This window comes from Archangium gephyra (assembly GCF_049060025.1).
Lineage (GTDB): Bacteria > Myxococcota > Myxococcia > Myxococcales > Myxococcaceae > Archangium > Archangium gephyra_A.
In genome coordinates this window covers 6,893,639-6,907,135 of record NZ_JBMEQQ010000002.1, presented here as the reverse complement: position 1 = coordinate 6,907,135, position 13,497 = coordinate 6,893,639, and the positions used below count along the sequence as shown (strand labels likewise).

Genomic DNA, 13,497 nt, shown 5'->3' with positions numbered 1-13,497 from the left:
AGGTAGGAGGCGGGGGTTCGCTGGGGGCCACTTCCGCTCCACGCGGGGCTCGGGTAGTTTGCGCCGCCCCTGCGTTCGGCAGTTCCGCAGTACGCAGCAAACCGAGGACATCAACGATGGCACGCATTTCCCAGGACCAGGCGCAGGAGCGCCACGCGTTCCTGCTCGACCTCTTCCGCAACCAGCCGGACATCAGCCGCAACGAGGCGATGGACGCCTACAAGGACAAGTTCGGGGCCTCGCTGAACGCGAAGACGTTCAACGAGCTGCGCGAGCAGGCGCTGCGGGATGCGGAGAACGAGGAGAAGGCCGAGGAGAACGTGAGCGAGGCCGAGGAGACGCCGGTGGAGGAGACGAAGCAGCGGGTGGTGGCGGCGGCGCCGGATCTGACGAACGGCGCGGGGGCTCCGTCGGCGGCGAAGAAGCCGAAGGCGAAGGGCGTGGGCACGAAGAACGTGTTCGTGGACGCGACGCAGGAGCAGCTCCAGTTCCTGGAGAAGGTGCTGATCCAGTTGCAGGACTCGGGCGCGAACAACGTGCGCATCGACCACTCGACGGACCGGTGGATGGTCCTCACGGTGGAGTCGAAGTAGTCCGCGTCGCCCCGCGGTCCCAGCAGCACCGCCCAAAATCCCCTCCCTCTCCCCTCGGGAGAGGGTCGGGGTGAGGGTGTCCGCCCCCGTGTTCCACCTCGAGTGTCAGAGCGTGGGGGTATGGAGTGTCCCAGCGGCAGCCGTGCCCCCCGAGAGGCGCACGGGCCGCGGGGGGAACACCGGATTACCCACACACATCGAGGCCCTTCCCTCCGGTTCATCGACGATGACCCACCGGTGGGCCTCGCTTGACGCGAAGGAGCAACGACAGATGAAGGGAATGAGAGCAGCCACGGGACTGGCGCTGTTGCTGGGAGTGGCGGGACAGGCGCGGGCGGCGGAGCCCTATGCCAAGCAGGTGATCAGTTCCGTGGTGCTGACGGGAAACGTGGGCAACAACAACGCGAACCCGTTGGATGTGCTGGGGGCGCCGGACAGCAGGTTCCTGGCGATGGGTGGCCCGGGCGCCTCCGTGGTGCTGGACATGGGGGATACGCCCATCGTGAACGGGAGCGGACCGGACCTGGAGATCCGCGAGCAGGGCAGCGCGACGGGAGGAGTCGACGAGCTGTACCGCGTGCTCATCTCCGATAGCACGGACCCGGCCAGCTTCGTGGAGGTCGGTACCGGCTCGGCGTTCAGCCTGCTGGACATCGCGGGGACGGGGCTGTCCTCGGCGCGGTATGTGCGCATCGAGGATCTGTCCACGGCGACGAGCAACTCCACCACGCCGGGCTCGGACATCGAGTCGGTGACCTCGTTGCAGTCGTCGGTGAACGGCTCGCTGCCTCCGGTGACGGGGCTGTCGCACACGGTCACGGGCAATGGCGTGCGGCTGTTGTGGACGCGCATGACGGGCTCGGGCGTGCTCGGCTACAACATCCGCCGGAGCACGAACGGCTTGCGCTTCGACAGCACGCCGAACTGGACCGTGACGGACCTCGAGACGGCCTTCCTGGATACGCAGACGAGCCAGGTGGGGGATATCTGGTACGCGGTGAGCGTGCGGTACACGGGAGGAGAAAGCACGCTGCAGGTGGTGCACGTTCCGTCCAGCAAGCTGACGCTGCACGATCAGGTGGTGCACCTGGGAGACACCACCGTGGCGGGCTGGGAGCAGCCGTCGCCGTCCAGCAACAAGCTGACGCTGAGCTTCAACCTGCCCGAGGTGCCTCGCGGGCCCATGGTGAAGCTGGACTTCCAGGTGTTCGACGTGGACATCAACCGGAACCGGGTGATCATCAATGGCCACGGTCCGCGCTCGCTGCCGATGCAGGATGCCGCGTCCTGGCTGGGCGTGTCGCTCCTCGTCGAGAGCAGTCAGTTCCTGCAGGGGACGAACACCATCGAGATCTACAGCCGAGACAGCACCGGCGGTAACGGCACCAACAGCCTGGACGATTTCCAGATTGGGAAGATCGAGCTGACGCGGATGAATCCGTAGCACGCTCGCAGGAGGGCGCGCCCGGGAGTGGGGGGCGCGCCTCCTGACGGGGCCACCAGCGGACTAGAAGTCGCCGGAGCTGCCGGGGCTCACGGCGGGGACGAGCTTGGAAGGAGCCTCGGTGGCGTCGAAGGCGCGGGGGCGCAGCAGGCGCAGGGTGAGGACGAGGGCGAGGAAGAGCACGGCGCAGCTCGCGGTGACGAAGCGCACGCCGACGCGGTCGGCGAGGGCGCCCTGGGCCCACACCCCGGCGGCGTACCCGACGCCGAGCATCATGCTGTAGAGGCTGTGGATGCGGGCCTGCAGCTCGCGGGGGACGCGCAGCTGGCACAGGGTGTTGAGGCCGGTGAGGGTGGCCATGTAGAGCCAGCCCAGGCCCACCATGGCGAGCGCGGCGAGGTGGAGGGTGGGGGCCAGCCAGTAGAGGGCGGCCACGGGGCCGATGAAGAGCAGACACCCCTCGAGCACGCGCTGACGGCCGAACCTCGCCACGAGGGGGCCGAGCACGACGGCGGCAATCACCGCGCCGACACCCTGGGCGGTGACGAGCAGGGAGGTGGCGGCGGCGCCCTGGTGGAAGACGCGGATGGCGTACACGGGCACCAGGCCGATGAAGGGGGCCACGAGGGTGCACATCGTCAGGGTGCCCATCATCGCGAGGAAGATGCCGGCGTCCTCGCGGGCCACGCGGGCGCCGCGGACGATGCCGGGCCAGAGCTCATCCTGGGACAAGGTGCTGGCCTTGGCCGAGGGGCGCACGCGCGAGAGGGCGACGAGCACGGCGATGAAGGACAGGGTGTTGACGAGCAGGGCCCAGGCGATGCCATGGGTGGAGAGCACCACGGCGGCGAGCGCCGGACCGGTGATGCGGCCCAGGTTGAACTGCGCCGAGTTGAGGCTGACGGCGCTGTGCAGGTCCTCGGGAGGGACGATCTCGGAGACGAGGGCGGTGAAGGCGGGGTTGGTGAGGGCGCTGACGCAGCCGTTGAGGAAGGAGATGACGGCGACGGCGGGCACGGTGAGGTGGCCGGTGAAGGCGAGCACCGTGAGGATGCCGGCCAGCAGCGCGTGCAGCAGGGTGCCCACGGCGACATAGGTGCGCCGGTCGAAGCGGTCCGCGAGCGCCCCGGCGACGGGAGACAGCACGAGGGCGGGGATATAGGTGAGGGCGGCGATCCCACCGGTGGCCTCGGCTCGGCCCGTCACGGTGGTGACGAAGACACCCAGCGCGAGGATCTCCATCCACGTGCCGATGTTGGAGACGAGCGCGCCAGACCAGACGTGGACGAAGTTCCGATGCCCGAAAGCACGGAGCGAGGAGAAGCGCGACAAGTGGAGGGCAGTCACGGCGCTTCCCTTGTAACGCACCTGGGTGACGTGTGCCCGGTGGGCACCTGCGCACACGAAACCAATTGCATGCTCGCCAACTGGCTTGGCAGACACCCGGCAAGCCTTCAGTGACGGCGAAGTCATATGAACACAAACAAGAAATGGGGCCCACCGGGGCCGGCCGGAAAAAACGAGAGCGCCCGGGGAGAAAACCCCGGACGCTCGGACGAACACAGAACTCCCTCTCCCCTCGGGAGAGGGTCGGGGTGAGGGTGCCCGTCCCGGTGCTCCTACCCGGCGGACCCCCAGCGCGGACCCTACTGCGCGCCCGTGGCGATGGGCCCCTTGCGCGAGGAGATGGAGCCATCGGTGCCGATGACGGCGCCGGTCTCGGGGAAGTCCTCGGAGGTCAGGCGGCGAACCAGGGGAATGACCTCGCCCGAGGCGTCAGGAACGGGGATGCCCCTGCCCTCCTGCTTCGTGGGGAGGATGCGGCCGGAGCGGAAGCGGCCCTGGGAGTCGAGCTCCACATCGACGACCATGCCGAGTCCCTGGGGGCCCTTGAGGTTGAAGGAGCCGTAGGTGGCGAAGTTGCCCATGGAGTAGACGATGAGGCGGTCCTTGTAGAACTCCATGGCGCGCACGACGTGGGGCCCGTGGCCGAGGACGAGGTCGGCGCCGGCGTCGATGACGGCGTGGGTGAAGAGACGCAAGTCACCGCGGTCCTCGCCGTAGAAGATCTCCCGGCCCTTGGGGATGTTGAGGGCCTTGCCGCCCTTGGCGCCGCCGTGGAAGGAGACGAGGACGAGGTCGTGGCTCTGCCGGGCCTGGCGCACGAGCGCGGTGGCGGTGGCGGTGTTGTTGAGGTGGTTGCAGGCGGGCGAGGTGTGGAAGGCGACCATGCCGATGCGCAGGCCATTGCGCTCGACGGTGGCGATGGAGCCGGGGGGGCCGCTCCAGGGGATGCCGAGGGAGTCGAGGGTGGCCTCGGTCTCGCGGCGGCATAGCTCGCCGAAGTCACCGGAGTGGTTGTTGGCGGTGGAGGCGAGGTCGACACCGGCCTCCTTGAGGTACTTGCCGTAGCGGGTGGGGGTGCGGAAGGCGTAGCAGTTGCCGCCCTTGCGGCACTTCTTGGTCTCGCCGTTGTCGCAGAGGGGGCCCTCGAGGTTGATGAAGGTGAGGTCCGCATCGCGCAGGAGGCCGTAGACGGAGGAGAGGCTGGAGGCGCCGTCATCCGGGGGGAGGAGCCCCTCGGGGAAGTCGGTGCCGAGCATCACGTCGCCGACGGCGCGGATGCGGACGCGGGCGTCCTTGGGAGGAGCGGCGCGGGGAGCGGACTTCGAGTCAGCGGAAGCGAGCTTCTGCTGGAGGGAGGACTGGCCACGGGCCTGGGTGAGGGCGTCCTCGAGGTCGGGGTAGCTGGGGTCGAGCTTCTGGACGGAGGTCCACTCGGTGAGGGCGTCGGACCAGCGGTTGAGGAGGGAGTAGGCCCAGCCGAGTTCCCAGTGGCAGTCGATGCGGGAGGGAGCGGCGCGGGTGCAGGCGGAGAAGGCGGCGATGGCGGCGGGGGCGTCCTTGGCCTTGAGGGCCTCGACACCGCGAGCGTAGAGCGAGTCCGCGGACGCTCCCTCTCCCTCTGGGAGAGGGCCGGGGTGAGGGACTTCGGCCGTGGCGGCGGGAGCGGGAGCGGGAGCGGGAGCCGGAGCCACCGCGGGAGCCGGAGCAGGAGCCGCCACGGGAGCCGGATCCGCCGCGGAAGCGGAGGCACTGCCAGCGGAGCCCTCCTCGGCGGGCTGGGAGAGGGAGACGGACTCGGACTCGGCGACGGAGGGGCCGCGAGCGGTCGCGCAGCCGCCGAGGGCGGAGAGCGCGAGCACGGAGAGCACAAGAGAGCGGGAGCGCATGAGGGGGCGCATCTTAAAGGCGCCGGGGCGGCTCCCCGAGAAATGCGTCGCGGGGAGTCCGGCGCTCGACGGCCGGGCGGCCGGGCGGGCTCGGGGGAGAGGAGGCAAGCGTCCTATAGTGGGCGCGGTCTGTCCCGCCGGAGGAGTCCATGCGCATTCATGCCGTGCTCGCCGTGTCCGCCGTGGTGTCCGCCTGTGGCAACTTCAATCAGGGCTTCTGCACGCTGGAGGCGAGGGCCTCGGTGCAAGTGAGGGTGGTGGACGCGCGAGGCACCGTGCAGCGGGACGCCCGCGTCACCTTCACGCTGGATGGAGGCCCCGAGCAGCAGGCGCTGTGCAATGGCAGCGAGCAGGCGCAGGGCAACTGCGAGACGTGGGTGACGGGGTACGAGCAGGCGGGCGACTACGTCCTCACGGCCACGAGCGCGGATGGCCAGCGCACCGCGCGGCAATCGGTCTCGGTGGAGGAAGACGAGTGCCACGTGCAGGGCCGGAGCGTGACGCTCACGCTGCCGGACTGAGCCGCGCTCGGGAGCAACTGGTCCAACAATCGGACCAGTTGGGACGCCGCGCGTCCGGAGGGCACCCCCGCCTCAGGGCGAGCAGTCCCCCGAGGCCGACAGGCGGTAGCCCGGAGAGCACCTGCCCGACTCGACGCACCAGCCATCACCGCCGTCGTGCCGGCCGGGCCCGCAGGCGGAAGGGTCGAAACACCGCCCATTCGCGTCGCCGGTGCTGAGCAGCCGTCCATTCAGCTCCAGGCCCCCGAGGTTCACCGCCAGCTCCGCGGGGGAGGGGCTCGAGCGGTAGAGGCGGATGACGCGGTCCGGAAAACCCAGGCGCACCGTCTCCAGACACACGGACGCGGCCTGGGGCTCGGAGACCTCCTGGGGTCCGAGGTAGCTCCAGGGCGCGAAGCCCGCGGGGGAGCTGTAGACACCCTCGACCGCGTCGAGAAACCCCGGGCACGCCGAGTCCGCCGTGAGCCGCACCTCGGTGAGCCCTCCGAAGGAGCCGTTGCCCGCGCCGAAGACGAGCTTCAGGGGACAGGCGCCCTGGGCGAGCGCCACGGTGCAGCTCGAGCCGGCTGACGCACCGGTCCTCGATGGCGTCCACATCCACCTTGTGCACGGAGCGCGCGGACACCTGGCCTCCGCCATAGTCGATGGGAACCGGGCCCGTCTGGACGGAGCCGGAGGGCACCAGCCGGGAGACACAGCCGCCCGCGTCCGGCTCGTCGTCCGGGTAGTAGCCGGGATCCACCTCGATGCCGGGGTCGAGCACCCAACATCCCGCCGTCATCACTCCCATCAGAACGGAAACGGGCAACATCCTTCCAAGAGCCGAGCTCACATCTCCTCCCGGACTACGTTGACGGCGTCTCGTTGCATTGAACGAACAACCCCGGAGTGGATCCCCATGAGCCTGACACACCTGCTGCGCCGCGCGGGGAGCGCGGTCCTGTTGCTGAGCCTCGGCGCCTGCCAGACACCGGGAGCGACGGGACCGTCACCGGGAGAGGAGACACGGGGAGGTCCGCCCCAGGTGCTGGTGGGAGCGGGGGACATCGCGAGCTGCGAGTCGGAGCAGGACGAGGCCACGGCGGCGATGCTGGAGGGAATCGAGGGGACGGTGTTCACGCTGGGAGACAACGCGTACCCGGACGGGACGGCGGAGGACTTCGAGCGGTGCTACGGCCCGTCGTGGGGGAGGCACAAGCAGCGGACGAGGCCGGTGCCGGGCAACCACGAATACCACTCGGCGAAGGCGGGCCCGTACTTCGAATACTTCGGAGAGGCGGCGGGCGAGCCGGGCAAGGGCTACTACAGCTACGAGCTGGGAGGCTGGCACGTGGTGGCGCTCAACACCGAGCTGCCGGAGCAGGCGAGGGCGGAGCAGGAGCGGTGGCTGCGGGAGGACCTGAAGGCGCACCCGGCGAGGTGCACGCTGGCCTACATGCACCGGCCGCTCTTCAGCTCGGGGCTGGGCCGGGACAACGCGTGGGTGAAGCCGCTCTGGGCGGCGCTGTACGAAGCGGGGGCGGACGTGGTGGTGGCGGGGCACGACCACTTCTACGAGCGCTTCGCCCCGCAGACGCCCGAGGGCGTAGCGGACGCCGAGCGGGGCCTCCGGCAGTTCGTGGTGGGGACGGGAGGCATGAGTGCCTACGTCTTCGGTCCGACGCTGCCCAACAGCGAGGTGCGCGAGGCGGGCACGTACGGTTTGATGAAACTGACGCTGGAGGACGGCGCGTACACCTGGGAGTTCCTCCCGGTGGGAGGCGGCGTGAGGGACCAGGGCCGGGGTAGCTGCCACTGAGGTGCCGGAAGCCCACGGGGGCTGAGCGCGGGCACTGGCAGTGAAGGGTTGGCCGCTGGACGTCCAGGCGGACACTCCCGGTGGGGTGGGTTGGAGCGTCGAGCCCGATGAGTACCCTGGGCGCCCTCCACCCTGAAACCACACCGGGAGCCTCCTCATGATTGAAGCGTCCTCTCGCACTCCAGCAGCGCGCGCCGCGGAGGGAGCCACCCCGCTGGAGGACAACCGCCGCATCACCGAGGGCTACATCCAGCTCGCCCAGGCCTTCCAGGCGCTGCTGGATCCGGACTTCCAGCCCGGGGGGACGAGTGGCATCCGTCCCAACTGGTTCGCCTTCGCGCCGCACGCCTCGCAAGCGGCCGGCAAGGGGATGCTCAGCGCGGCGCTCGCGCGGCGCATGCTCGACGTGGCGCGGGGAGGGCCCTTGCTGTCCGTCGTGGAGGCCTTCGAGCGGGTGGGCCTCACGGGCACGCCGCGCCCGTTGGTGGAGCGGCTCTCGCTGGAGCTGGTGGCGCGGGGGCTGCCGACGGGCGCCGCCGCGACGCTCGGGGCGCTCACCACGGGGATGAATGGCGAGGCCCTGGCGGATCCGCGCACGCTCATCACCACCGCATCACGCTTCGCGGCGCTGTACTGGAGCGCACCGGGGCTGCTGCCGCTCGACAAGGCGGAGACGGTGGTGCGCACGCTGGAGCGCACGCTGCATGGGGGCAACGTGGCCATCTTCGCGGACATAGGAGGCGCGGCGAACGCGTACCTGGAGTGGCGCCAGCCGGCCGGAGAGATGAGGCCCGAGCGGGTGCTGGCGGAGTTCGCACTGGCGGGCGCGAGGCTCGAGGAGGCGCGGCTCGCCTACGACCATGCGCGGGCCCACCTGTACGACACCCCGAGGCCGCACGCTTTCGATGCGCTGTTCCCCGGGATGGATGGGCGGAGCCTGGTGGTGGCGGCCTTCGCGCTGTACGAGCTGGCGCGGCGCACGGAGGGGCGCACGGAGCGCGAGGCGCTCATCGCGGTGGCCAACAACTATCTGGCCTGGCGCGAGCAGCACGACTCGGTGCAGGGGGCCTTCACTCCGGCCGAGGCGTACGAGGACGAGGTGTCACGCCCGGAGGTGATGAGGACGATGACGCCGATGCTGGTGGTGCACTTCGGCACGCTGAAGTGGACGCTGGCGGATTACGCGTATGCCCAGGCGGACCGGGACGGCAATCCACTGACGTCGCAGCCGGCGGAATACGGTTGGGCGACATTCTGGGACCGCTGGCCGCCGATTCTCGATTCCTTCGAGAAGGGATACGGAGAACCCACGGCGCTGTGGGTGATGCCGGAGCCGCTGGAGGATCCGACGGCCGGGTGAACCGGCTTCACGAAGAGAAACACATCAAGAGGAAACACATCCCTCAATACATCCCCTCTCCCGCCGGGAGAGGGACGGGGTGAGGGTGCGCGTACCCGTGTTCACGCCCATGAGCGCGCGGCCGTTCAGACCTCGATGAACTTGATGCCAGTAATCCCCTCGGCCTCCATCGCCTGCTTCACGTATTCGGAGACGATGAGGACGACCTTCCAGCCCCAGGGGCGGAAGATGTGGGCGCCTCCTATCTTCTCCGGATCCACCTTCAGCCCCGCGACGTTGCGGTACTGGCCCTCCTTGTCCGGGCGGTTGTCCTCCGGAAGCCAGTAGAGCACCTCTTCACACCGGGCATCATCGATGCATCGGATGATTCGCAAGGCATTGAGGATGAACCAGGGCTCCGTCTGTCCCTCCACCTCCACGGGGATGAACTGCACCTCTTTCTGGAGCCCCAGACGCTCGAAGAGTGAGACCACCCGCCGGTGGACGATGGGAGTCCCCATGGCCTCACTGAATTCGAGCGCGATGCCGGCCGGCTTCATGGTCAAGCGGATCGGCCTCTCGATTTCCAGCAAGCGGCCCTCCTTGAACCGGTAGGTGTCGAACAACTCGCGCTGGTCATCGTCCTCACGCCCACCCTCATCCTCGCCATCCGCGAAGAGAGGAAAACCCAAATCCCAGCGCCCTGGAATGTATACGTCGTCGTATATGTCGTAATATTTCATCTGCGCGCTCATGGTGTTCTCGTCGCCAGCTTGTTGAGTCTCGACCCAGGCCTACACACCTCACCTGCAATCTCGTCGAGTTCTTCCACAAGCTTCGCTCGACACTCGGCCCGAGGCCGACAGGTTCCAAGTACCTCCTCCAGCCGCCTGAAAATCTCCCGGTGGTACGCCTCGGGATGCGGTCCCTTGTGGTCTCGCAGGTAGACGATGTTCGCCGGGTCATCCAGGCGCATCCCCGCCCGTGCGAAGAGTTTCTCGAACCGGGGCGTCCAGGGGCCACCGTTGTTCTCGGATAGGTCATTCTTGTTGGTGCACAAGTGATGGGCATGGTTGTCGTCCTGCTTCGACTCCGCACACACCCCCGTCGTCCGGGCGGAGGACACCGCCGACGCCACCGCGCCGGCCGCCGTGCTCCCTGTCACCCCCATCAGCACCACCGTTCCATCCGCCACGCTCACCTGCGCCCTCGTCCCCGCGCCCACCCTGAAGCCGCCCTTCACGCCTCCTCCCGCCATGGCGAAGCGCGGCGGTGACACGCTCGCCCAGAGCCCTCCCTTGGGCACCTCCGGCAACCCTCGCGCCAGCTTCGCCCCCGCCACCGTCACCAGCACCCTCAACCCCACTCCTCCCAACGCCTTGCCGAAGCGCTTGGCCGCCGCCTCCAGCTCCTCCCTCGTGCTCGCCGCTTCCGCTTCCCGGTACAGCCTTAGGCACGCCTGCCCCACGTTGTAGAGCTCCGCCGCGCTGTACGTCAGCAGCAGCCCCAGCGTCACCGCCGCCGCGAACGCCTTGGAGAAGAGGGGCTCCGGTGCCGCCCACGCCACCATGTACAGCACCAGGGACGTGCCCACCGCCAGCAGCACCGCGGGCGCGCTGAACAGCTCCAGCGCCGCCTCTCGCACTCCCTCGCCCATGTAGCGCGGCGAGAGCTTCAGCGCCTGAAACCACCTGGCACTCTCCAGCGAGCCCGGTAGCCCCACCAGCGCCGGCCCCAGCAGCGCCTCGTACTCCTCCCTCACCTGCCTCTCCAGCGCCGAGGGCCTCGTGTCCACCGGGGGCAGCAAGCCCGCCATCGTCCGCGTGTGCGCCTCCGGCAACAGCCTCAATCCGGGCCTCGGCTTCGCCCCCTGGAACTCCCCTTCCAGCGCCTCCACCACCACTCTCGCCTCTCCCACCCTCCACAACCCCAGCGCTGGATTCGGCTCCAACCTCTTGAAGGCCAGCCTCAGCCCCTGCCCCTCCTCTCCGGAGTACCCGCTCACCTCCACCGGCTCCAACACCGGCGGCCCCGCTTCGGCTCCCGCCGCTCTCCCCTGGAGCATCAGCGCCACCAGCAGCAGGAAGAGGGCGTGCGTGACTCTCGGCTTCATGTCCGGCTCCTCCGTCCCTTGCACGTCCAGGGACGGCGGCGGCCAGTGTCCCGCACCTCGAAGACGGGCTGCCAGACCGGCCCCTCCCCACACCCGGCTGGCCACCTGCCACCTGTTCTGGTAGGTAGTGCCGCGCGATGTGGAAACGCCTACTTCAGCGGTCTACCCTCCTCCTCGTCCTCGTGGCCTCCGTGGCCGTTGCCAGGGACCGCGCGCCCCGCGTGCGCAACGTCTACCTTCGGGACGATCCGAAGGACGAAGCGCCGCGGGTGTACGTCACCGGGCAGGTGGTCACCGTGCTCCGCTTGCAGCAACCCTGTGACCCCTCACGAACGAGGATGCCGGGCTGGGAGGGCCGCTTCGAGCCCGTGGAGTGCTCCGGAAAGCGGGTGCTCGTCGAGCCGCTCCAGAACCTCGAGTCCGAGGATCGCTTCCCCTTGCTGGTGACGCTCGCGGACGGGAAGGAACTGCCCTTCACCATCACGGCCATCGGCAAGGAGTGGGAGCAGCCCGATCAACAGGTGGATGTCTTCCTCGCGCCCGAGACCCCGGAAGTGCTCCGGGCGAAACTGGAAGACACACGCACCCGGGAGCGGCTTCTGCAAGAGGCCACCCTCCGGTATGGGCGGGAGGACACGGAAGATCACGCGCTCGCCAGACTCGTGAGCAGAGGTTCCGTACAGCTCACCCGGCTCAAGCTCCGCCGGAGGTGGTTCCTCAGAAAAGAGGGCATGACCCTCAAGGCGGACCTCCTCACCGGCGAAACCAAGGCGGCGGTCTTGTTCCGGGTGACGAACCACGATCCATCCAAACCCTGGAGCCTGGTGGAGGCTCGGGTGTTGACCACACGGCCAGGGCGAAAAGCCCCCACCTTGTTCGGCGAAGCCAGACCGTTCGCACTCCACAAGGACTGGGACGAGCTTGCCCCAGGCTCAGCGGGTTCTCTTGCCGTCGTCGTGGACAAGAGCGCCTTCACTTCACAGGAGGGTCCTTGCGATCTCACCGTGGAGCTCTACCGGCATGACGGTCTGCGGGTAGGCCACGTTCTGATGGATCGCCGCCTCTTCCGCGAGTAGGAGTGCCACCCATGCCTTCGATCAGAGCACTGCGCTCATTCGTGTTCCTGGCACTGATTCTCGCGGCCTCGGGCTGCCCTTCGGGAAGCGTCCTCTTGCGGCCTGACGGCAGCCCGGGACCGGAGAAGTGCCCGGAGGAAGCCCTCAAGGCGATGCGGATTCTGCGTCTGCGGGTGGGGGACTCGGCCTGGGTCGATCTCGATGTGAACCAGGCCGACACCAGTCCCATCACGTTGTACGAGGGACCGATCGAGAGCATGGTGAACGATCAGCTCGGACCCCTCGAATCCCCCGCCCGGCTCTACGGACGGGTCTGGACCGAAGGCCCGCAGGTCGTCATCCGGTACTACGAAGCGAGTCCGCCGGATGGAGACGTCATTCCCATCTGCGCGGTGGCGCGGCTCGCGAAAGGCCAGCTCAAGAAGCTGCCCGGCTCGAAGCCTGGAATGGCGATTGTCGAGTTCTCGGAGGCCGGGGTCTACATCGTGGACCGGTTCCACTGATCCACTGCCCGCGCGAAGCGCCGCCTACCTGCCGCGCTTCTTCACGGGCTTCCTGGCGCCGCGGCAGAGCGGGTTCGGCTTCTTGTCCACGGAGGCGAGCTGGAACGAGCGGCGGCCGTTGCAGGCCACGCGGAACTCGGGGTTCTCCTCCTTGGGAATCCGGAACGTCTTCGCCTTGGCGCCGCGCAGCGGCAGGTGCTGCCACCACACCTTGGACTTGTCCTTCCCATACATGCCCGCGCCGCACTCCAGGTAGGGCAGCCGGCCCAGCACCGGGGTGAAGGACGCGGCATGCACGCCCTCGACGAGCCGCGCGCCGAAGAAGACGCGGCCCTCGTAGCGCACGAAGCCGCAGCCGAGCTTCCTCATACCCCTGCCCATCTCCCCGCGGCACGGCGACGAAGGCGGGCAGCTCGGGGCGCTCGGTGTGTTTGAGATAGAAGAAGCGCGCATCGCGCGGCCGGCAATCCGCGTCCACCTCGAAGGTCTCCGCGTCCGCGAGGTCCACGCGCGTGAGCACGTCGGCGCGCTGGCCGCCCGGCTCGTTCACGTGGTCGTCCTCGCTCAGGGGCCGGCCCCAATAGACACTGGTGGAGTAGCGGAAGAAGCCGCAGCCGATGGGGCGGAAGGAGCCCGGCGCGAAGGGCACCGGCGGGCGATTCTTCAAGGGGCGCTGCAGCAGCAGCGTGCAGCCGCGGCGCACCCGGTTGCCATCGGCGTAGAAGCCCTGCCCGAGCGGACGCAACATGCCCTCGCCGGTGCCCACCTGCGTGTCGCCACAGTGGGTGATCTCCGGCTCGACGGGCGAGACAGGCGTGGGCGCGGGGGCCGCGGCCTGGCTGGCGCTGTCCGGAGCGCTGGGCGGCGGGGTGCTCGC

The 13,497-nt window shown here is 68.9% G+C and carries 13 protein-coding genes; 7 read left to right on the top strand and 6 right to left on the bottom strand.

The annotated features are described in order from the left end of the window. The first annotated feature begins 116 nt into the window (after positions 1-116). Positions 117-593, top strand: a complete 477-nt coding sequence (locus ACN28I_RS29930) for a hypothetical protein (RefSeq protein ID WP_420945334.1) — start codon at positions 117-119, stop codon at positions 591-593. Positions 594-864: 271 nt separating this feature from the next. Continuing rightward, a complete protein-coding gene (locus ACN28I_RS29925) occupies positions 865-2,037 on the top strand; it encodes a hypothetical protein (protein ID WP_420945333.1) in 1,173 nt (390 codons plus the stop codon). A 63-nt stretch (positions 2,038-2,100) separates the two neighbouring features. On the opposite strand, the gene ACN28I_RS29920 is transcribed toward ACN28I_RS29925, so the two are convergent. Both ACN28I_RS29920 and ACN28I_RS29915 read right to left on the bottom strand, forming a co-directional pair. Continuing rightward, positions 2,101-3,384, bottom strand: a complete 1,284-nt coding sequence (locus ACN28I_RS29920) for an MFS transporter (protein WP_420945332.1) — start codon at positions 3,382-3,384, stop codon at positions 2,101-2,103. A 299-nt stretch (positions 3,385-3,683) separates the two neighbouring features. Further along, positions 3,684-5,270: a CapA family protein gene (locus ACN28I_RS29915; protein ID WP_420945331.1), complete on the bottom strand. Its 1,587-nt coding sequence runs from the start codon at positions 5,268-5,270 to the stop codon at positions 3,684-3,686. 149 nt (positions 5,271-5,419) lie between these two features. Between ACN28I_RS29915 and ACN28I_RS29910 the strand changes: the two genes are divergently transcribed. Further along, complete coding sequence (locus ACN28I_RS29910) at positions 5,420-5,791, top strand: hypothetical protein (RefSeq protein WP_420945330.1); 372 nt, start codon at positions 5,420-5,422, stop codon at positions 5,789-5,791. Between the two features lie 72 nt (positions 5,792-5,863). Here the strand turns inward: ACN28I_RS29910 and ACN28I_RS29905 are convergent, their stop codons facing one another. After that, entirely contained in the window at positions 5,864-6,340 is a 477-nt protein-coding gene (locus tag ACN28I_RS29905) for a hypothetical protein (RefSeq protein ID WP_420945329.1), read from the bottom strand. 349 nt (positions 6,341-6,689) lie between these two features. On the opposite strand from ACN28I_RS29905, the gene ACN28I_RS29900 reads away from it, so the two are divergent. Beyond that, entirely contained in the window at positions 6,690-7,589 is a 900-nt protein-coding gene (locus tag ACN28I_RS29900) for a metallophosphoesterase family protein (RefSeq protein ID WP_420945328.1), read from the top strand. A 157-nt stretch (positions 7,590-7,746) separates the two neighbouring features. After that, entirely contained in the window at positions 7,747-8,949 is a 1,203-nt protein-coding gene (locus ACN28I_RS29895; RefSeq protein WP_420945327.1) for a hypothetical protein, read from the top strand. Positions 8,950-9,074: 125 nt separating this feature from the next. Here the strand turns inward: ACN28I_RS29895 and ACN28I_RS29890 are convergent, their stop codons facing one another. Further along, positions 9,075-9,683, bottom strand: a complete 609-nt coding sequence (locus ACN28I_RS29890) for an imm11 family protein (RefSeq protein ID WP_420945326.1) — start codon at positions 9,681-9,683, stop codon at positions 9,075-9,077. Next, a complete protein-coding gene (locus ACN28I_RS29885) occupies positions 9,680-11,041 on the bottom strand; it encodes an AHH domain-containing protein (RefSeq protein ID WP_420945325.1) in 1,362 nt (453 codons plus the stop codon). Before ACN28I_RS29885 ends, ACN28I_RS29890 begins: the two co-directional genes overlap by 4 nt. A gap of 137 nt (positions 11,042-11,178) precedes the next feature. Between ACN28I_RS29885 and ACN28I_RS29880 the strand changes: the two genes are divergently transcribed. Both ACN28I_RS29880 and ACN28I_RS29875 read left to right on the top strand, forming a co-directional pair. Next, positions 11,179-12,117 (top strand): DUF2381 family protein, encoded by a 939-nt coding sequence (locus ACN28I_RS29880; RefSeq protein ID WP_420945324.1) that lies wholly within the window; start codon positions 11,179-11,181, stop codon positions 12,115-12,117. An 11-nt stretch (positions 12,118-12,128) separates the two neighbouring features. Continuing rightward, a complete protein-coding gene (locus tag ACN28I_RS29875; protein WP_420945323.1) occupies positions 12,129-12,620 on the top strand; it encodes a serine/threonine protein kinase in 492 nt (163 codons plus the stop codon). A gap of 24 nt (positions 12,621-12,644) precedes the next feature. Here ACN28I_RS29875 and ACN28I_RS29870 read toward each other — a convergent pair whose 3' ends face one another. Continuing rightward, positions 12,645-12,989: a hypothetical protein gene (locus ACN28I_RS29870; RefSeq protein ID WP_420945322.1), complete on the bottom strand. Its 345-nt coding sequence runs from the start codon at positions 12,987-12,989 to the stop codon at positions 12,645-12,647. Between the last annotated feature and the right edge of the window lie 508 nt (positions 12,990-13,497).

Excerpts from the sequence above, each read along its gene's own strand:
- ACN28I_RS29900 (WP_420945328.1), top strand. The coding sequence starts at position 6,690 with ATGAGCCTGACACACCTGCTGCGCCGCGCGGGGAGCGCGGTCCTGTTG.
- ACN28I_RS29910 (WP_420945330.1), top strand. The coding sequence starts at position 5,420 with ATGCGCATTCATGCCGTGCTCGCCGTGTCCGCCGTGGTGTCCGCCTGT.
- ACN28I_RS29875 (WP_420945323.1), top strand. The coding sequence starts at position 12,129 with ATGCCTTCGATCAGAGCACTGCGCTCATTCGTGTTCCTGGCACTGATT.
- ACN28I_RS29915 (WP_420945331.1), bottom strand. The coding sequence starts at position 5,270 with ATGCGCTCCCGCTCTCTTGTGCTCTCCGTGCTCGCGCTCTCCGCCCTC.
- ACN28I_RS29880 (WP_420945324.1), top strand. The coding sequence starts at position 11,179 with ATGTGGAAACGCCTACTTCAGCGGTCTACCCTCCTCCTCGTCCTCGTG.
- ACN28I_RS29885 (WP_420945325.1), bottom strand. The coding sequence starts at position 11,041 with ATGAAGCCGAGAGTCACGCACGCCCTCTTCCTGCTGCTGGTGGCGCTG.
- ACN28I_RS29890 (WP_420945326.1), bottom strand. The coding sequence starts at position 9,683 with ATGAGCGCGCAGATGAAATATTACGACATATACGACGACGTATACATT.
- ACN28I_RS29870 (WP_420945322.1), bottom strand. The coding sequence starts at position 12,989 with ATGAGGAAGCTCGGCTGCGGCTTCGTGCGCTACGAGGGCCGCGTCTTC.
- ACN28I_RS29895 (WP_420945327.1), top strand. The coding sequence starts at position 7,747 with ATGATTGAAGCGTCCTCTCGCACTCCAGCAGCGCGCGCCGCGGAGGGA.
- ACN28I_RS29930 (WP_420945334.1), top strand. The coding sequence starts at position 117 with ATGGCACGCATTTCCCAGGACCAGGCGCAGGAGCGCCACGCGTTCCTG.
- ACN28I_RS29925 (WP_420945333.1), top strand. The coding sequence starts at position 865 with ATGAAGGGAATGAGAGCAGCCACGGGACTGGCGCTGTTGCTGGGAGTG.